Origin of the sequence: uncultured Zhongshania sp., assembly GCF_963975605.1 — a bacterium.
GTDB classification, from domain to species: domain Bacteria; phylum Pseudomonadota; class Gammaproteobacteria; order Pseudomonadales; family Spongiibacteraceae; genus Spongiibacter; species Spongiibacter aquimaris.
Map to the genome: position 1 here is coordinate 281,000 of NZ_CAXBHN010000002.1, position 17,350 is coordinate 298,349.

General features: G+C 47.8%; 17 protein-coding genes. 11 read left to right on the top strand and 6 right to left on the bottom strand.

Translation table 11 applies throughout. The annotated features are described in order from the left end of the window. Nucleotides 1-10: 10 nt before the first annotated feature. Both AAC007_RS03605 and AAC007_RS03610 read right to left on the bottom strand, forming a co-directional pair. Nucleotides 11-2,518 carry an FtsX-like permease family protein gene (locus tag AAC007_RS03605; RefSeq protein ID WP_339674626.1) on the bottom strand — a complete coding sequence of 836 codons (2,508 nt, stop codon included), beginning with the start codon at nucleotides 2,516-2,518 and terminating at the stop codon, nucleotides 11-13. Continuing rightward, entirely contained in the window at nucleotides 2,515-3,198 is a 684-nt protein-coding gene (locus tag AAC007_RS03610) for an ABC transporter ATP-binding protein (protein ID WP_339674627.1), read from the bottom strand. The genes AAC007_RS03605 and AAC007_RS03610 overlap by 4 nt, the downstream gene beginning before the upstream one ends. Between AAC007_RS03610 and AAC007_RS03615 the strand changes: the two genes are divergently transcribed. Next, complete coding sequence (locus AAC007_RS03615) at nucleotides 3,197-3,859, top strand: arylesterase (RefSeq protein ID WP_339674629.1); 663 nt, start codon at nucleotides 3,197-3,199, stop codon at nucleotides 3,857-3,859. The two genes, AAC007_RS03610 and AAC007_RS03615, sit on opposite strands and share 2 nt — an antisense overlap. Nucleotides 3,860-3,905: 46 nt before the next feature. Beyond that, nucleotides 3,906-4,361, top strand: a complete 456-nt coding sequence (locus AAC007_RS03620; protein ID WP_339674631.1) for a DCC1-like thiol-disulfide oxidoreductase family protein — start codon at nucleotides 3,906-3,908, stop codon at nucleotides 4,359-4,361. Nucleotides 4,362-4,396: 35 nt separating this feature from the next. Here the strand turns inward: AAC007_RS03620 and AAC007_RS03625 are convergent, their stop codons facing one another. Beyond that, the gene (locus tag AAC007_RS03625; protein ID WP_339674632.1) at nucleotides 4,397-5,761 is read right to left on the bottom strand and encodes a class II fumarate hydratase; all 1,365 of its coding nucleotides are present in this window, start codon (nucleotides 5,759-5,761) and stop codon (nucleotides 4,397-4,399) included. A gap of 213 nt (nucleotides 5,762-5,974) precedes the next feature. Between AAC007_RS03625 and bioA the strand changes: the two genes are divergently transcribed. Next, entirely contained in the window at nucleotides 5,975-7,276 is a 1,302-nt protein-coding gene (bioA, locus tag AAC007_RS03630; protein WP_339674633.1) for an adenosylmethionine--8-amino-7-oxononanoate transaminase, read from the top strand. A gap of 6 nt (nucleotides 7,277-7,282) precedes the next feature. Next, a complete protein-coding gene (locus AAC007_RS03635; RefSeq protein ID WP_339674634.1) occupies nucleotides 7,283-8,104 on the top strand; it encodes an ion transporter in 822 nt (273 codons plus the stop codon). 184 nt (nucleotides 8,105-8,288) lie between these two features. On the opposite strand, the gene AAC007_RS03640 is transcribed toward AAC007_RS03635, so the two are convergent. Continuing rightward, the gene (locus AAC007_RS03640; RefSeq protein WP_339674635.1) at nucleotides 8,289-8,864 is read right to left on the bottom strand and encodes an outer membrane beta-barrel protein; all 576 of its coding nucleotides are present in this window, start codon (nucleotides 8,862-8,864) and stop codon (nucleotides 8,289-8,291) included. Between the two features lie 61 nt (nucleotides 8,865-8,925). After that, a complete protein-coding gene (locus tag AAC007_RS03645) occupies nucleotides 8,926-9,333 on the bottom strand; it encodes an EF-hand domain-containing protein (protein WP_339674636.1) in 408 nt (135 codons plus the stop codon). Between the two features lie 451 nt (nucleotides 9,334-9,784). Here AAC007_RS03645 and AAC007_RS03650 point away from each other — a divergent pair, with 451 nt between their 5' ends. The 5 genes from AAC007_RS03650 (at nucleotide 9,785) to AAC007_RS03670 (ending at nucleotide 14,197) form a co-directional block, all read left to right on the top strand. Beyond that, nucleotides 9,785-11,152 (top strand): HAMP domain-containing sensor histidine kinase, encoded by a 1,368-nt coding sequence (locus AAC007_RS03650; RefSeq protein ID WP_339674638.1) that lies wholly within the window; start codon nucleotides 9,785-9,787, stop codon nucleotides 11,150-11,152. An 11-nt stretch (nucleotides 11,153-11,163) separates the two neighbouring features. Continuing rightward, nucleotides 11,164-11,688, top strand: a complete 525-nt coding sequence (locus AAC007_RS03655) for a hypothetical protein (protein ID WP_339674639.1) — start codon at nucleotides 11,164-11,166, stop codon at nucleotides 11,686-11,688. Further along, entirely contained in the window at nucleotides 11,685-13,049 is a 1,365-nt protein-coding gene (locus tag AAC007_RS03660; protein ID WP_295871783.1) for a sigma 54-interacting transcriptional regulator, read from the top strand. Before AAC007_RS03655 ends, AAC007_RS03660 begins: the two co-directional genes overlap by 4 nt. An 18-nt stretch (nucleotides 13,050-13,067) precedes the next feature. After that, nucleotides 13,068-13,478: a secondary thiamine-phosphate synthase enzyme YjbQ gene (locus AAC007_RS03665; RefSeq protein WP_295871781.1), complete on the top strand. Its 411-nt coding sequence runs from the start codon at nucleotides 13,068-13,070 to the stop codon at nucleotides 13,476-13,478. 149 nt (nucleotides 13,479-13,627) lie between these two features. Beyond that, the gene (locus tag AAC007_RS03670) at nucleotides 13,628-14,197 is read left to right on the top strand and encodes a YtfJ family protein (RefSeq protein ID WP_295871778.1); all 570 of its coding nucleotides are present in this window, start codon (nucleotides 13,628-13,630) and stop codon (nucleotides 14,195-14,197) included. 22 nt (nucleotides 14,198-14,219) lie between these two features. Here the strand turns inward: AAC007_RS03670 and AAC007_RS03675 are convergent, their stop codons facing one another. Next, complete coding sequence (locus tag AAC007_RS03675) at nucleotides 14,220-14,723, bottom strand: SRPBCC family protein (protein WP_339674641.1); 504 nt, start codon at nucleotides 14,721-14,723, stop codon at nucleotides 14,220-14,222. Between the two features lie 133 nt (nucleotides 14,724-14,856). Here AAC007_RS03675 and truC point away from each other — a divergent pair, with 133 nt between their 5' ends. Next, the gene (gene truC, locus AAC007_RS03680; RefSeq protein ID WP_339674642.1) at nucleotides 14,857-15,645 is read left to right on the top strand and encodes a tRNA pseudouridine(65) synthase TruC; all 789 of its coding nucleotides are present in this window, start codon (nucleotides 14,857-14,859) and stop codon (nucleotides 15,643-15,645) included. A 97-nt stretch (nucleotides 15,646-15,742) separates the two neighbouring features. Beyond that, a complete protein-coding gene (locus AAC007_RS03685) occupies nucleotides 15,743-17,347 on the top strand; it encodes a choline dehydrogenase (protein ID WP_339674644.1) in 1,605 nt (534 codons plus the stop codon). The last annotated feature ends 3 nt before the right edge of the window (nucleotides 17,348-17,350 follow it).

A 17,350-nucleotide genomic window follows, 5' to 3' on the forward strand; every position in this document is an offset into this window, starting at 1 on the left:
TTTACCATTGCTAGCGCGTTTGGCGCAGAACCACGAGCGGTGGTTGGGTAACAAGTTGACGGCATAGCAGCCACGCCAAAGAACACATTGTTAGGACCCCGATCACTGGCGCAAAAACAAATACACTCGCGTGCAGCGTCACATCCATATCAAGCACCCAGTACTGCAAAACGCTCAGCGCAATATTACTGCCCACTGCGGCAATGAGACCCGACAACAAACCCACTGCTGCAAACTCAAGCAATAAGCCTCTTATTATTAATTTTTTACTGGCGCCAAGGGTCCGTAGAATTGCGTTTTCGTGTAAGCGACTATCGAGACTCGCCAACACATTCGCCACACCAACCAGCAATGCACACACTACGATGAGTACCAACACCAAGCCAATGGCGGTACTGACTTGGCTCACCACGGCTTTCATCTGCAGAATAACGCCATCAATTTCAATGAGTGTCAGGGTCGGGAACTGGCGCAGCAGATCACTGAGTAAGGCTTTTTTATCAGCTGGCAAATAAAAGCTTGTGATATAGCTGCCGGCATACACCTCTAAACTTTGTGGCGGAAACATAAAGTAAAAATTAGGCCGCATACTCGACCAATCCAGTCGGCGAATGCTACTCACCTGGGCCTCAAGCTCTTGCCCACCAATATTAAAAGACAGCGCGCTACCTAATTTAAGGTGGAGTTTTTCAGCGAGCTCTAATTCAACTGACACTGGGACGATATCACCACCAGCGAAATTACTCGGCGCAAGATCTGGCCACCAACTGCCTGACACCAGTGAATTATCATCAGGTAAATCCTTTGCCCAACTTAAATTTAGCTCTCGATTTATACCGCCACTATTGGCCTCAATATCTTTAATATCGCTGACTTTTTGACCATCGATATGCGTTAAGCGACCTCGAACCATTGGAAATAAGCCGGCGTCGTTCAAAGCATTTTGTTTAAAGAAACTTGCCAGTGCCGCAATTTCTGAGGACTGGATATTAATTAAAAAATGATTCGGGGCGTCTGCGGGTAGCTGCAATTGCCAGTCCTCTAGCAAAGAGGTTCGCAGCAAACCAAGGGAGCTAAGCACCATTAGCGACAACGCAAAACTCGCTACTTGAAAGGCATTGCCAACACGACGCCGATATATCGCTGCCAAAGCGATCCGCAATGCGCCAGCCGCACGCTCAAGAAAACTGCGCCGAGCGAACGAAATGGCAAATAGAACTAATGCACTAGCTAAAATTCCTGTTGCTAAGGTGGCAAGCAATACTGCGGCGCTCATAAACACGTCATCGCTATACCACCACATCAGCAAGCCGAGACCACCAACACCGATCAAAGCACTAGCCAGCAAGCCCGCACTGCTATCTTCATCACTGCGGCGCAACACTCTCAGGGGAGAGACTTTACTCAAGGCAAACACTGGCGGCATCGCAAACACGGCTGTGCAGGCAAAAGCCGTGACAGCACCGACAATAAGCGGACGCCAACTTGCGACGGGAATATCGACTGAAATAAATTCTTTCAAGCTTGCAAACAATGCCCATTGCAAACCATAACCGGCAGTTCCACCAACTAAAATCGCCGCCGCGCACAATAGAGTAAGTTGCGTAATATAGTGGCTAAGCACCTGCCGCCGGCTCGCGCCGAGGGCTTTCATAATCGCAACATTGTCGGTATTTCTTTCACCGTAACGACGAGCCGCCAAGGCAATAGCGGCGCCAGCTAAAGCAACACCAAGACTTGCAGCCAATAGTAAAAACCCCTCAGCGCGCTTCAGTGTTGCGGCCATCGCAGGCTGACCATCACGGACATCCTGCCAACGCTGACCCTCTTCTAATTGCGGTTCCAGCCATTGTTCAAATCGAGCAAGTTGTTCTTCCGTGCCGGCAAATAAATAGCGGTATCGAACCAAGCTACCGGGCTGCACTACACCAGTCGCTGCTAAATCAGCGAAATTAATCATGCCGCGTGGCGCCAACATCTCATTCATATTGCCCTGATCAGGCTCGCTAATAAGGGCTTGCGTCGCCACAAAACTTTTTTCGCCCACCGCAGCCTCGCCACCCACCGACAAATCAAGCAATGCATATAGCCGCGAGTCCATCCAGAGCTCGCCTGACTTCGGACCGGATGAGCGCATATCCGCTGCACCGAAAAGTTCGACACTGACACCAACGTTTCCTAACAGTGGATAGTCGTCCGAGACCGCTTTTATCGATGCTAACTGCATTGCGTCGTCGCCGGCATAGACCATCGATTGAAAACTGGCTAGCTTCGCAGTGCGCAGTCCGAAGTCCTTAGCGGTACTCAGCCAGACATCAGGCACTGTTCGCGACGTTTTTAACACCCGGTCTGCCGCTAGAAAATGGTGACTTTGCTGCTCCATACCACGACTCAAACGGTCGGAAAATCCGGCAATACCGCTTACAATCGCAACTGCTAAGGCAAGTGAAAATCCCAAAAGGCCCAGCTCACCGCCGCGCCAAGCTCTAACTAAATGGCGCATACCCCGAACAATCATATTGCCGAGCTCACAACGGATTCTTCGCGCAGCTGACCATCGTGCATGACCAGAATCCGATCGCAGCGTTCGGCCAAATTCATTTCGTGGGTAACCAGAACCAAAGTCGTTTGGCTTTGACTGTTTAGCGCAAAGAGCAAATCAACAATACGCTGACCTGTGTGTTCATCTAAATTACCCGTCGGCTCGTCGGCAAACAAAATATCCGGCTCAACGGCAAATGCTCTAGCTAAGGCCACTCGCTGCTGTTCACCACCAGAAAGCACGCGCGGATAGTGGCCGCCGCGCTCAGCCAGGCCAACTTTGTCTAAATACTGCTTTGCCTCGCCGACAGGATCAGGGCGCCCGGCTAGCTCAAGTGGTAACATCACATTTTCAAGAGCTGTCATTCCAGGTAACAGTTGAAAGGATTGGAATACAAAACCAACATGGCGCGCTCGCAACGCTGCGCGCTGATCTTCATCCATCACACTAATATTTTCTCCGTGCAAATAAATATCACCGCTGCTGGCGTTATCGAGACCGGCAAGCAAGCCAAGCAAGGTCGACTTACCCGCACCAGAGGCACCAACAATGGCAACACTCTCACCCGCCTTGATTTCAAAGCTGATCCCTTTCAGTATGTCTAATTGCTGGCCGCCAGTGACAACCGTTTTACAGAGATTATTGACACGAATCATGATGAAATTTATTTCCCTAATATACTCACGCGGTATAAATCGACTGCTGCTGACCACTCTTCTTACTAGCCTAATTAGCTTAGTAATATGTGCACCGGCCGCCTATGCCGATGATACAAGCCAACATAAAATATTAATTCTTGGCGACAGCATTAGTGCCGCGTATGGCATCCGCCAGCAAGAAGGCTGGGTACAACTCTTGCAAAATGATTTAGAAGATAGCGTCACCATCATTAATGCTAGCGTTAGCGGTGAAACAACGGCTGGCGGATTACAGCGCTTGCCACCGCTACTTAAAGAGCACAACCCCAGCATTGTCATCATTGAGCTGGGTGGCAATGACGGCCTGCGCGGTTACCCTATCCTCAGCATACGTAAAAACTTACACGCATTGATCACCCAAAGCGCTAATACTGGTGCTCAAGTGCTATTGCTGGGTATGAAAATTCCACCCAATTACGGCAAACGCTACACTGACGCCTTTGAGCAAAATTACGCTCAACTCGCCGACAAACTTAAGGTGCCGCTGGTGCCCTTTATACTTGAGTCCATTGCAGGCCACCGCAAGCTAATGCAAAGCGACGGCATTCATCCGACAGCTGATGCACAAGCCCTGATAGTACAGAACGTATTACCCTCACTGCGAGACATGCTGGATTAAGTTTTTGTAAGCCACCGATTCACCAGTCATTAAAAGCGAGAATGCAATGCGCTCCGCAAAGGAAACAAGCTTACTCCAAACCGCAGATAAGGTGATTTTGTTTGATGACGTATGCAAGCTTTGTCATGTTTGGAGCCGTTTTATCATTCGATACGACAAAGCCAAGCAATTCAAACTCGCATCAGTACAATCCAGAGAAGGCGTAGTACTGATGGATCACTATCAGCTGCGAATCGATGAACCAGAGGGTGAGTACAAGACCATGTACTATCTGGACAGTGGCCAAATTTACCAAAAGAGTACGGCGTTCCTACGTATTATGGCTACCATGCCCTACCCCTGGCGCCTACTTGTCATTTTCAAGTTAATCCCCCGTCCCGCGAGGGATTTTTGCTACGATTTCATTGCCTCAAATCGCTATACCATTTTCGGCAAATATTCGACCTGTACACTGCCACACTCGGACCACGAAATGCGTTTTTTAAACATTGACCGTCAGTAAATTTATCTCCTGCAAGCGGCACCTTGCGACACGGCTCATACCAATTTTAGCGGATCCAATAATTCGCTAAGCTGTTCTCGCGTCAATTCAGTCATTTCTTCAGCCACGTCTATTATCGGACGCTTTTCTGCATAGGCTTTTTTTGCAATTTCAGCGGCGGCCAAGTAACCAATAACAGGGTTTAAAGCTGTCACTAATATCGGGTTCTTGGCAACGCTCTCAGCCAACACCTCATTGTTTACCTCGAAGCCTGAGATGGCCTGATCAGCCAAGGCTAGGCTGGAATTACTCATTAACTGAATACTCTGCAACAGGTTGTAGGCGATCACCGGGAGCATCACGTTTAGCTGAAAATTACCTGACTGCCCGGCGATGGTGATGCAACTATCATTGCCAATCACCTGCGCACAGGCCATCGCCACCGCCTCGGGAATAACCGGATTGACCTTACCCGGCATAATACTGCTACCAGGCTGCAATGCACTTAAGCGAATTTCGGATAAACCTGCTAGTGGCCCGCTATTCATCCATCGCAGATCATTGCTTATCTTAAGCAGTGCGACCGCGAGCACCTTAAGCTGCCCAGACACTGCCACCGCGGTATCTTGCGAGGACAAGGCCTCAAACAAAGACGGATTAGGAGAAAATCCAATGCCGGTATCAATGCTTATAGCCGCACAAAATTTTTCCGCAAACAGATCCGGTGCATTTACACCAGTGCCGACGGCTGTGCCTCCCTGCGCGAGCTGGCTTAGGTATTTCAGCCCATCCTGCAGACGCTCCCTGGATTTGCGCACTTGCTCCGCCCACCCATTTAACTCTTGCCCCAACGTTAACGGCATGGCGTCCATTAAATGGGTACGTCCAGTCTTAATCACCGTGTCCAGACTGCGTGCCTTATCGCGAATCGCCAGCTCTAAATGCTCAAGGGCAGGCAGCAAGCGATCACGCATTGCCAGCGCCGCACTGATATGGATAGCGCTAGGAATCACATCATTACTGCTCTGACTCATATTAATATGGTCGTTTGCACTAATCGCCAAGCCACTTTGCTCGGCCGCCAAGGTTCCGAGAACCTCATTTACATTCATATTAGTGCTAGTACCCGACCCCGTCTGAAACACGTCTACGGAGAATTGATCGCTACACTCACCGGCTAACACCCTGTCTGCGGCATTGGTAATGGCTTGAAATATCGGCTCAGGCAATAATTCCTCTTCCCGGTTTACCATCGCCGCACAGCGCTTTATGCGGACTATTGCTGAAATAAAGTCACTGGGCAGGGTGAGATCGCTAATCGAAAAATTATTCAGCGCACGCTGGGTCTGGGCACCGTACTTCGCATTCTTCGGCACCTGTACGTCACCCATACTGTCGCGTTCAATCCGGTATTCGCTCATACTCGCTCCGTCCTATTCACTCTAAACACTGTCATTGTCACTCACTGATAGTGACAACTTTATATGCGTTCCGTTAGCAAAATCCTAGCGCTAAACAAGCGTGCAATTATTACCTTAGCGCACAAATGATGCCGAATCCTTCACAGAATATCGGCGCACTCGTGTTATCTCGTCTAAATGCTTAAAATAACGCCAATTCACAGGGGGACAATAATGACTGACTACCACAATGCCAGCACCGAACAATGGCTTCAATGGGACAAAGACCACATTTGGCATCCCTATTCATCGATGCTAAATCCCGCAAAAATGGTCCCGGTCGTTTCCGCAAAAGGGGTGCGACTGACACTCGCAAATGGCACAGAGCTGATTGACGGGATGTCATCCTGGTGGTCCGCCATCCACGGCTACAATCATCCCAAACTCAATGCGGCGGCAAATACGCAGCTCAATGATATGTCCCACGTTATGTTTGGTGGCATCACTCACCCTGCGGCAGCCGCACTGGGAAAACGCTTGGTCGACATAACGCCCCAGCCCTTAAGCAAAGTATTCATCTCAGATTCGGGTTCAGTAGCCGTTGAAGTCGCCATTAAAATGGCCCTGCAATACTGGTACTCGATTGGCAAACAACACAAAACCCGATTACTCGCTCTGCGCAGTGGCTATCACGGCGACACGTTCGGCGCGATGGCGACGTGTGACCCCGTCACCGGTATGCACCACTTATTTACGAAAGTGCTGCCACAGCACCTGTTTGTTGAATCACCGCGCACGGCTTTTGGTGAAGCCGCCAGTGAGGGCGACCTCGCTGAAATGACAGCCGTCCTAGCACAACATCATCAAGAACTCGCCGCCGTCATTGTTGAACCGATAGTCCAAGGCGCTGGCGGCATGCGCTTTTACAGTGGCGACTATCTGAGACAACTCCGCGCACTCTGTGACGAATACGACGTCCTGCTAATACACGATGAAATTGCCACCGGCTTTGGTCGCACAGGAAAATTATTTGCCTGCGAACATGCGGGCATCAGCCCCGACATTATGTGCGTAGGTAAGGCCTTAACAGGTGGTTATCTCTCACTGGCCGCTACGCTTTGCAGTGATCGTATTGCCGAAGGTATCTGCAATGGCGAAGCGGGTGTCTTTATGCACGGCCCAACATTCATGGGGAATCCCCTCGCCTGCAGTATTGCCAATGCCAGCATTGATCTTTTACTAGCCGATGACTGGCAAACGAATATACAAAGAATTGAGCGTATACTCTGCGAGGAGCTCGCCAACGCCCTACCTTTGTCATCAGTGGCTGCAGTGCGATGCCTTGGCGCTATCGGTGTTATCGAGCTAAAAGAAGCGGTTGACATGACCAGCATTCAAGCTCGCTTCATCGAAAAAGGTATTTGGATGCGCCCCTTCGGTAAACTGGTTTACACCATGCCTCCGTATATTATTAGCGATCAAGATTTGACTTATCTCTGCAGACAAATTGTGGCTGCTGTGGCGGAAGAGGAATAGTGACCCATGCCAAAAGCGAGTTTTAAGGCACGGCTAAACGAGATTATTTTTGGCACTGAGCCAGGCGCAGGACGCAATTTCGATATATTCTTAATGGTCGTTATTTTAATCAGTGTTGCCGCACTGTTCGTCGACTCTATTTCCGAAATAAATCAAAAATACGGTGAATTTTTATTTGCCGCTGAAGTTCTGTTCACTCTGTTATTTACACTGGAGTACGCAGCACGGATTTATTGCTCGCCAAACCGCAAAGCCTATATCTTTAGCTTTTACGGTTTGGTGGATCTGTTGGCCACAATACCGACTTACCTCTCGTTTTTCATACCTGGCGCTCAACATCTATTGGTTATTCGAATATTTCGGGTACTACGCGTATTTCGGGTATTTAAATTATTACACTATATGAGCGAAGCAAATGTCTTAATTCGTTCATTGAATTCATCTCGCCGAAAAATATCGGTATTTCTAATCTCCGTGCTGACGGTCATCGTGGTGTTTGGCTCCTTAATGTACCTTGTCGAAGGTCCTAAAAATGGTTTCACCAGTCTACCTCGAAGTATGTATTGGGCCATTGTCACCGTTACCACTGTCGGATACGGCGATATTTCGCCCCGCACCCCACTCGGTCAATTTATTGCCTCTATTGCAATGATTACCAGTTACGCAATCATTGCGATCCCAACCGGTATTCTCAGCGCCGAATTAATTCAAGAAAGCCAGCGTGCTATGAGCAGCCGGAAATGTGATAGCTGTCAAAAATTTGGTCACGAAAAGGAATCTAACTATTGCAAGCATTGCGGTGAAAAACTCACACCACCGTATGGATAATAAAAAAGGCCAGCCGCAAAGATGAGGGGAAAATCGCGACTGGCTGAGGGAACTGCCTCACCCCAACAAAGAAGGGGGAGAAATTCAAGATTATGCTTCAGACAAAATCTGACTTATTAAACAGCGTGCTTAATAAGTCAGGCTTCTGTCTTAGACCGGCTAAAGTCCTAGACAAGCTGAAGTTTTAGAACAGAAACCGCGCACCGAGCTTAACGGTATCCATGTCGCCTTCCCAATTTGACGCGGGTGCCGGCAAAGTAGAGTCTTCTAAATCGATTTCATAGCGATCGTATTCCAAGGCCACCACGAAATGCTCGCTCACCTTAATATCTGCACCGACACCATAAAACGGCTCGTCGCCATCGTAACTTTGTTTTAATCCAGCTACCCGAACATCCGCGTCCCAGAATAACTGACCGCCTTTAATGTAAATGCCAAGCTGTTCTGTGATCGGCAAACGACCGACGATCGCCAAGCCATAACCGTCAATATCCGCCTTGCCGACATCGCCACCGAAGGACCCGAAATCAATATAGCTCGCTTCCAAACCCAGAAACTGATTTAACTGAGCGCCCACTATCGCCTCTTTAAAATCATCATCCTCATCAAAGTCGCCACCACGATCTTTATAACCGCCGTAGTTTGCACCGATATAAGCGTGTGGACCGGCTGTCGGGTTTGCAAAAACGGTAGACGCACCTGTGACACCATAAAAAAGTACAGCTGCTACCATCAAATCCTTTGTATTTAATATTCGCATAATTCTTCCTCTGTAGGTCTTCAAAAAATAGCGCGGGCCAAAGGCCCGCTAAGATCACAGATTACTCTGCTTCTTCTTCGTGATCCTGAATTGCTTGACGACGTGACATATACTCGTCACGACTAACAGCGCCGTCAGCGTTACTGTCTACGACAGCGAAATGTTGGCTAAGTGCCTGCTCGGATTTCGCTTCCTTCTCATCCAACGCACCATCACCATTTTGATCAAGTGCGGTAAAAATAGCGCTACTAGCATCATTAGTACCTTGAACACCGCCTTGCATTTGGGTTTGCGTGCCTAAACCCGAACTACCCATACCTCCATTTAGCTGGGTATCTTGTTGTACATTGGTATTCACACCACCTTGTGAAGAGCCCACACCAGAATCCTCTACTGCGCCCGACAGTGGTGCCGCAATACAAAATGAACTAAATGCTACCCCGGCAAAAACTGCTGCTAATTTTTTCATCATAATTCTCCTTAACAAATACCAATCTGATATAAAAATCAGAACAAGTTGTGATTTAACTAAATTTAAATTTAACAACCTAGCAAATCGACATCCCAATACTTAACTATTAAAAACTGACTTCATGGTCTGTCAATCAGTTACAGAGCAACCCCCATGCCAAAATTATTTATACTTTAAATTCAACAACTTAAGATATTGACAAGAACTAAACATGAAAAGTGACGGTCAAACCGTTGGCATTCTGCAACACAAGATGATTATTATTTTTTTTACTCATAAATTTCAACAACTTAGATAGTCTGCTTTTAGAAACACACGATTTACAAACCAAGAAAAGGTGAACTTTATATTCCTTAGTAAAAATAGAAGCCTTACTCAGCAATGGATAGGTACAGCTCTCTTTTCCATGTTACCGCTCATTGTCGCGGTGACTTACGCTGTGTGGGAGATGAGCTCACAAGCTCGAGCGCAGCAGCGTTTAGTCATGCAGCAAGCTCAAATTTCACACTTGAGTGTTTCCGTTCAGGAGCTAAGTAAGGAAATTGAACGCGCCGCAAGGCAATTCCAGCTTCTCCAAGAATCGAGCTTTTTAGAAATTCTAAATATTAAACAGTCTCAGCTAGAAGAAAGTATCAAAAACATAAAATTGCAATTACCAGAGTTTAAAAATAACAAAACGATTAAAACCATATCCGAAACCAGCTCAGAGATAGGGAACGCAGCAAAGAATGCTGAAGGCGATCATGCGACGCGACTTGAATCACTATACAAGGAACTGAAAGACAATAGCGCGATGTTAAGCGAGCAACTAACGACTGCAATCCAAAGCGCATTGAGCAACTCAGAGAAAGAACTAAACAACGTGCTTTGGCGAGTTCTTGTAACCGGTTTACTGGCCCTGCCCGCTAGCCTCTTTCTACTAGGGGCAAGCTCTATGATCGTAAATAGATCAATTAGTAAATTATCACTCGCAATTCATCATCTTGGACAGCGCAAGTGGGATACAAAAATTCGTATTAAGGGCCCATCTGACTTGATCGAACTTGGCCATAGGCTTGAATGGATGCGCATCCAATTACTCACCACAGAGCAGCAGAAAGCACAATTTACACAACATATAACCCATGAGCTAAAAAGCCCTCTCGCTGCAATTATGGACGCACAATCGCTGCTAGCTGAGCAAATACCCGGTGCTATAAACGAGCAACAAATGGCAGTACTGGACATACTTCGAATACAGGCCAGAAATCTACAAGAGCTAATTCAACAGTTATTAAATTTCAACGCGATCTCTCAAGGGGTCGACGCCCACAGCGAGCAAATCGATCTCAGTGCAATGTGCACAAAATTAATCGCTCGCTACCGAAGCTTCTTACCTGAATCTGATTTCAAATTTATATGTAGCAAGGAGCTTACGCCGGTAACCGGCAACACCCAATTAGTCGAAATGATTTTAAGCAACTTACTATCGAATGCCATCCATTTTAGTCCGGCCGGTGGCACTATTTCGGTCACATGGGGGTTCTGCGACATCGACAAATTCGGCATGCCTGATCTCAGCATTCAAAATGACGGGCAGCTCAGCCATTGGTGGCTAAAGGTATGCGACGACGGACCGGGAATAGATATCGATGAACAAGAGGCAATCTTCCGGCCTTTCTACCAAGGCAAAACCAAACGGCAAGGCTCGCTAAAAGGCAGCGGCATTGGCCTTGCCATAGTAAAGGCCTGCGTAACACAAGCGCACGCCACCTTAACACTAAAATCAAAAAAGGATGAAGGTACAGAGTTCACGCTCTACTTCCCAAACATATGATGAAATATACAATGAAGCCGACATTAACAATCGCATTTTTTGCATTGATAAGTGCCTGCTCAACACCAAGCAATAATATCAATCAAAAAGAATCAACACCCTCAAAAACTCGGGTGATCAGTACGACTAGCGAAAAACTACAACGTAGCGCTAATATCGCGCCAGTCGTGGCACTCTTGGAAAAGCGTCTCGCCTGGTGCCTATTGCCCGAGAACGAGCGGACACAAATTGACAAGATCCTTGCCAATCAAGGTAGTAATGACAGTATTCTTCAGCGAATTATATTAAGCAGCTGCGAACCGCAGCAGAATGCCGACAAGAGTCAGGAGTTAATCCAATCCGTTAATAGTCAATTGTTAAGCGAAGCTGAGCACTCGCTGCTAATGCTGATAGATGCCGAGAATAAGAGCACGCTCCAATTACAAAAAGATCGAGATGTATTCAAAGAAAAACTCCGTCAGACGATAGACGGAATCAGCGACATAGAAACACAGATCAATAACGATGCCACATCACCATCTGGGAGCCAGCAATGAAGACAGACGGTATAAAGGTATTACTCGTCGATGACGATCCGGGCGTTTTGCAATTACTCTCTATACGCTTGAACGCACTCGGTTTTAATGTCAGCTGCGCTGACGGCGGTGAGAGTGCTTTAAAAAAACTGAGGACTGAACGTGCGAATATCGTTATTTCTGATTTGCGAATGGACGGTATGAATGGCATTGAGCTTTTTGAAAATATTCAACAACACTACCCCAGTATCCCCGTGATTGTATTGACAGCCCACGGTTCAATTAAAGAAGCCGTCAGCGCGACCCAAAAAGGTGTATTTAGCTTTCTGACCAAGCCAGTTGATAAGGATGAGTTGCTAAGCAGTATTCAACAAGCCTTGCGGCTTAGTGACAATGATACAACGCCAGACACAAGGACAAGCAAAATTATTACCTGCAGCGCAAATATGTTGCAACTCCTCGAACAGGCAAAGCTGCTTGCGCAAAGTGATATCAACATTCTAATTCGCGGAGAAAGCGGCACCGGCAAGGAGCTTCTAGCAAGTACACTACAGGCATTTAGTCCGCGTGCGGACAAGCCATTTATCGCAATCAATTGCAGCGCGATTCCGGCAGATTTACTGGAGTCTGAACTATTTGGCCATGTAAAAGGCGCGTTTACCGGCGCCAGTCGCGACAATAAGGGACTATTTGCCACTGCCGACGGTGGCACGGTGTTTCTTGACGAAATTGGCGATATGCCAGCACAACTTCAGGTCAAATTGCTTCGCGTTCTGCAGGAACAGAAAATAAGACCTGTGGGAAGTCATGACGATATCGCCATCAATGTTCGTGTTTTATCGGCGACGCATCAGAATCTTGAAACCGCGATAACTGATGGCAGGTTCAGAGAGGATTTGTACTACCGCCTCAATGTAGCATCTCTAAACCTACCTGCGCTGCGCGATCGGGTCGCTGACATTCAATTATTGGCAAAGCACTTTTTAAATTGCATTGCTCAGCGAAACGGCGGTGTGTGTAAAAAATTCTCGCCAGCTGCGCTAGAAGCGCTAATGGCATATCACTGGCCGGGAAATATTCGCCAGCTTAACAATGTAGTAGAACAAACCGCTGCATTGGCGCCCTCGCCTATTATTGGCGAAGCGCAAATACTTGCTACCCTGCCACAAGTGAAAACGTCCCCAGTTGACAATCTTTCACTAACTGAGGCGCGCAAAAATTTTGAACGTGAATATTTACAGAAGCTACTATTTCAAACGAAGGGTAATGTTAGCGATGCAGCTAGACACGCCGGTCGCAACCGCTCGGACTTTCATAAACTGATAAAAAAACATCAGCTTGATCCCGATATTCAACGCGCAGCTAAAAGGGCCGGCAAGTAATAACAAGTGGACATTACCATGATCGAACAACTCACCTTTTCTGTCTCCCGCCAAGGCTTACATAGCATTACCACCACGGTGAACGAAACCATTTCACGTTTATTCAATAAGCAAAATGGCTTGTGCACCCTATTTATACAGCACACGTCGGCAAGCTTACTTATTCAAGAAAACTATGACGACAGTGCACGCAGAGATTTAGAGCACTGGTTAAACCGCCTCGTTCCAGAACACGATCCAATTTACACTCACACGCTAGAGGGCAGTGATGATATGCCTGCGCATATCAAGGCGTCGCTAACCGCGTCTTCACTATCAATTCCAATTATTAACGGCAAACTAGCATTGGGCACCTGGCAGGGAATTTACCTATGGGAACATCGCCATGCATCATCAAATCGCAATGTCATTCTGCATATTAGCAGTTAGCTAAAGATCTATTCAGTTAAGGTTAAGCTGCTGGCCTTAAACTCTGTCCGTGAGATATCAATTATGAACTAAGCGTCATCTTTGTGTTTCAAACGCTGTGGTATTCTCACCCAAATTTATTCGCAATTAACATAGTAGGGAAACGCGACATGATAAGTTTTAAAAACATTGTATTGAGTCTATCACTCGTTACCAGTTCCGCCCTTTGCAATGCAATCGAGGTCGGTGGCACCTTGCCGGACTTCAGCGTACCGACAAAAGGTGAATTGATCATTGATGGTAGCAAAATACAACACAAGCCTTGGTCAACTCAGCAAATCACCGAAGGTACACCAGCGCTTGTTTTCCATGTTGCCGCAAGAATGTCTTCCGACGCAATTATTGCTCCACTGAAAGAACGTCTAAATGCAAAAGACTATGAGCCCGGCAGCTTTCAATCCATTAGCGTCATCAATCTAAATGATGCGCTATGGGGAACTGCTGGATTTGTCGGAAGTGAATTAGAGAAGAACAAACGCGAACACCCTAAAGCCATACTTGTCGCCGACGACAAAGGCAGTGGCATTGCAGCTTGGGAACTACAAAAGGGAACCGTTGCTTTTATACTTGTAGATAGCAAAGGGGTAATTCGTTATCTAAAACAAGGCAAACTTACGCAGAGTGACATTGATACCATTATTACAATGCTGGACGAGGAAATTGCAAAGAGTAAAAGCTGATCCTCAGCGGGGCCGCGTCAAGCTAAAAGCAGCGGCGGCCCTCAACTAAACGCGCAAACTTGCGGAGCATTACCTTAACCCCAAGGTGCATAGCGGGGCTGAATACAGGTAAAAAATACTTACTAAAGCCCTTTGGCTTCATTGCCATTGTCCAGCGCACGCGACAGCACTGCTCACTTATCGCATCGACCTCGTAGCGCTCAGCAAATGACTCAATATTGTCCTTGCTGCCATGGGTAAAACAAAAAGCCATTTCCCGCCCACGCTCCCACGCGATAAACTCCTCGTAGCCGACAAGACCGCCAATCATGCTAACTGTGCGTGTTGTGCCAATACCAAAGGGCTTTGGCGCTGTCCATTCCACTTTTTGGATAGGCATAGCCCACCGCGGCCAATCATCGGCATTTTCGAATGATGCGAATACGTCAGCGGCACTGACTTTCACCTCGACCTCAGCTACATAGCGAAAGGGGGCCGTATCGAAAAATGTCATGTCGACGGTTTTACAAGGGTACTTAGCTACCACGCGAGTTCTCCAAAAGCGTTCTTTCACCAAATTGGGTGAAATGCCTATAGGCGGGAATCTAACACTGCCGGTAATTCTCAAACAAGGTAAGAACGTGAAAATGACAAAGTCTTCATCTAAGGTTCCACTGTAAATGCACGAAAACAACCCAATTCGGCCGGCGTCGGACGTCCTCGACATTCTGTATCAAGATGAATATATCGTCGCGATTAATAAGCCCAGTGGACTCTTAGTACACCGCAGCCCTATTGATCGTCACGAGACTCGATTTGCCATTCAAATACTCCGCGACCAGATTGGTCAGTACGTTTATCCAGCTCACCGCTTAGACAAACCAACATCTGGTGTCCTGCTATTCGGCCTTAGCGCGGAGGTGGCGAGAGATTTAGGTCAAATTTTCACGGAGCAACAGATTAAGAAGTCGTATATAGCTGTAGTCCGAGGTCACTGCCCCGACGCTGGTCATATCGATCACGCCTTGACTGAAGTGACTGATCAGCGCATCGCCAAGAGCAAAACAGCCGAAGCGCAAGCGGCTATCACCGACTTTCGCTTACTGGGCAAACACCAAATCGACGTTGAAATAGAAACCTATCCCCAATCACGATATTCACTGTTGGAGTTGCGGCCCCATACTGGGCGTCGCCATCAATTGCGACGGCACCTCAAGCACATTTCACACCCTATTATTGGCGATGCTAAATATGGCCGCGGACGTCACAATCGGTATTTCGCCGAGCAGCTCGACTGCCCTCGCCTACTCCTTCACGCCGCGCAGCAATGCTTTCTGCACCCGGTTACGGGGCATCCAATCAAAATAAACGCAACCATTGACCACCACTTTTCTGGCTTAATCGCCCGCTTTGGATGGCGGGACTCACTGCCAAAAGAGTGGCTCCAACAAAAGGTTACAAAATTATAACTTACATCTGCAATTAGCTAATCGTATGGTAGTGGCAATAACAATATATTCGTAATAAACCTCTCTGAGGTGCGACCAGTTACAGCGGAATAAAAACATGCTCACTCATTACGATTACATCATTGTCGGTGCGGGATCCGCCGGCTGCGCCCTGACAAATCGCCTGTCTGCCAGCGGTGAGCACACCGTGTTGTTGTTGGAGGCTGGAGGAAAAGACAGTCATCCCATGGTGCATATCCCTCTCGGGTTCGCATTCACCATGAAGAATCCCGAGTTTAGCTGGTGCTACCAAAGCGAACCCGAACCCCATATGAATAATCGACGAATAGATCAGCCCAGAGGAAAGCTCTTGGGCGGCTCCAGTTCAATCAACGGTATGGTTTACATCCGTGGCCAGCGAGAGGACTACGATCACTGGGCGGAACTAGGCAACAAAAATTGGAGCTACGACGATCTGCTACCAATATTTAAACGCTGCGAGCACAACACCGACGGCGCCAGCAAATTCCACGGCAGCGACGGCAAGCTGTGGGTAGATAACGTTGGCGACAAATACGCCCTTGCCGACATGTATATACAGGCCGCTACTGAATCAGGCATACCTGCAAACGACGATTTTAACGGTGAAAATCAAGAAGGCGCCGGCTTTTACCAAGTGAATATCCGCAATGGTTTGCGCCAAAGTACCGCGAAAACATACTTAAAACCCGCAATGGAACGCGAGAATCTGACCGTCATCACGGGAGCCTTAGCGAGCCGTATTACATTTAAAAACAGGCAGGCAAACGGACTGCAGTATACCCATAACGGCAAGTCGCAATACGTTCGTTGCCACCGCGAGATCATTCTGTGCGGAGGCACCGTCAATTCACCGCAGTTGTTAGAACTCTCAGGTGTCGGCAACCCGGCAATTCTGCAGCAACACGGCATCAAGGTTCATACTGCGCTTAATGGCGTCGGTGAAAATTTACAAGACCACCTCACCGTGAACACGCAGCGCTCCTTCATGGGATTAAAGACCTTTTATGAAGACTCTCGCCCCCTAGCAATGCTGATCACGTTTGCCAAACTCGCCTTTCAACGCAAAGGGATGCTGGTGCACCCCGCCTCGCAGGTTGGGGTTTTCTTTAAAACAGATAGCGCTGAATCACGGCCTGATGCACAAATTCACTTCACCCCAGCTGCAGGCACCCAGGATGAAAATGGTCGAATGATAACAGTGCCTGGCACCACTGCGACGGTGTGCTATCTTCGCCCTAAAAGTCGCGGCAGCGTACATATTCGCAGCAATAACCCCAATGATGCCCCAGCACTGCTTCACAATTACTTGGCTGACGAACACGACCGTAAAAAAATGATTGCAGCGGTCCGCAAGACCCGCGCTATTTTCGAAGCCCCCGTCTTTAACGAACACCGCCGTGAAGAACTCGTTCCTGGACCAGGAGTACAGAGCGACGAGGAAATTCTCGAATTTATACGCAATACTGGAGAATCGGTCTATCACCCAGTCGGTACCTGCAAAATGGGGAACGACCCGATGGCTGTCGTCGACGACAAACTTAAAGTACATGGAATCGATGGCCTTCGGGTAGCGGACGCCTCAATAATGCCAACGATACCGTCCGGCAATACCAATGCGACAGCCGTTCTTATTGGAGAGCGCTGCGCAGACTTTATTTTGGGTGAAAACGGCGCCGCTTAATGA

What these genes read in the sequence shown, in the direction of transcription:
- AAC007_RS03605 (WP_339674626.1), bottom strand. Translation starts at nt 2,518, where the DNA reads ATGATTGTTCGGGGTATGCGCCATTTAGTTAGAGCTTGGCGCGGCGGT.
- AAC007_RS03615 (WP_339674629.1), top strand. Translation starts at nt 3,197, where the DNA reads ATGATGAAATTTATTTCCCTAATATACTCACGCGGTATAAATCGACTG.
- AAC007_RS03610 (WP_339674627.1), bottom strand. Translation starts at nt 3,198, where the DNA reads ATGATTCGTGTCAATAATCTCTGTAAAACGGTTGTCACTGGCGGCCAG.
- AAC007_RS03620 (WP_339674631.1), top strand. Translation starts at nt 3,906, where the DNA reads ATGCGCTCCGCAAAGGAAACAAGCTTACTCCAAACCGCAGATAAGGTG.
- AAC007_RS03625 (WP_339674632.1), bottom strand. Translation starts at nt 5,761, where the DNA reads ATGAGCGAATACCGGATTGAACGCGACAGTATGGGTGACGTACAGGTG.
- bioA (WP_339674633.1), top strand. Translation starts at nt 5,975, where the DNA reads ATGACTGACTACCACAATGCCAGCACCGAACAATGGCTTCAATGGGAC.
- AAC007_RS03635 (WP_339674634.1), top strand. Translation starts at nt 7,283, where the DNA reads ATGCCAAAAGCGAGTTTTAAGGCACGGCTAAACGAGATTATTTTTGGC.
- AAC007_RS03640 (WP_339674635.1), bottom strand. Translation starts at nt 8,864, where the DNA reads ATGCGAATATTAAATACAAAGGATTTGATGGTAGCAGCTGTACTTTTT.
- AAC007_RS03645 (WP_339674636.1), bottom strand. Translation starts at nt 9,333, where the DNA reads ATGAAAAAATTAGCAGCAGTTTTTGCCGGGGTAGCATTTAGTTCATTT.
- AAC007_RS03650 (WP_339674638.1), top strand. Translation starts at nt 9,785, where the DNA reads ATGAGCTCACAAGCTCGAGCGCAGCAGCGTTTAGTCATGCAGCAAGCT.
- AAC007_RS03655 (WP_339674639.1), top strand. Translation starts at nt 11,164, where the DNA reads ATGAAGCCGACATTAACAATCGCATTTTTTGCATTGATAAGTGCCTGC.
- AAC007_RS03660 (WP_295871783.1), top strand. Translation starts at nt 11,685, where the DNA reads ATGAAGACAGACGGTATAAAGGTATTACTCGTCGATGACGATCCGGGC.
- AAC007_RS03665 (WP_295871781.1), top strand. Translation starts at nt 13,068, where the DNA reads ATGATCGAACAACTCACCTTTTCTGTCTCCCGCCAAGGCTTACATAGC.
- AAC007_RS03670 (WP_295871778.1), top strand. Translation starts at nt 13,628, where the DNA reads ATGATAAGTTTTAAAAACATTGTATTGAGTCTATCACTCGTTACCAGT.
- truC (WP_339674642.1), top strand. Translation starts at nt 14,857, where the DNA reads ATGCACGAAAACAACCCAATTCGGCCGGCGTCGGACGTCCTCGACATT.
- AAC007_RS03685 (WP_339674644.1), top strand. Translation starts at nt 15,743, where the DNA reads ATGCTCACTCATTACGATTACATCATTGTCGGTGCGGGATCCGCCGGC.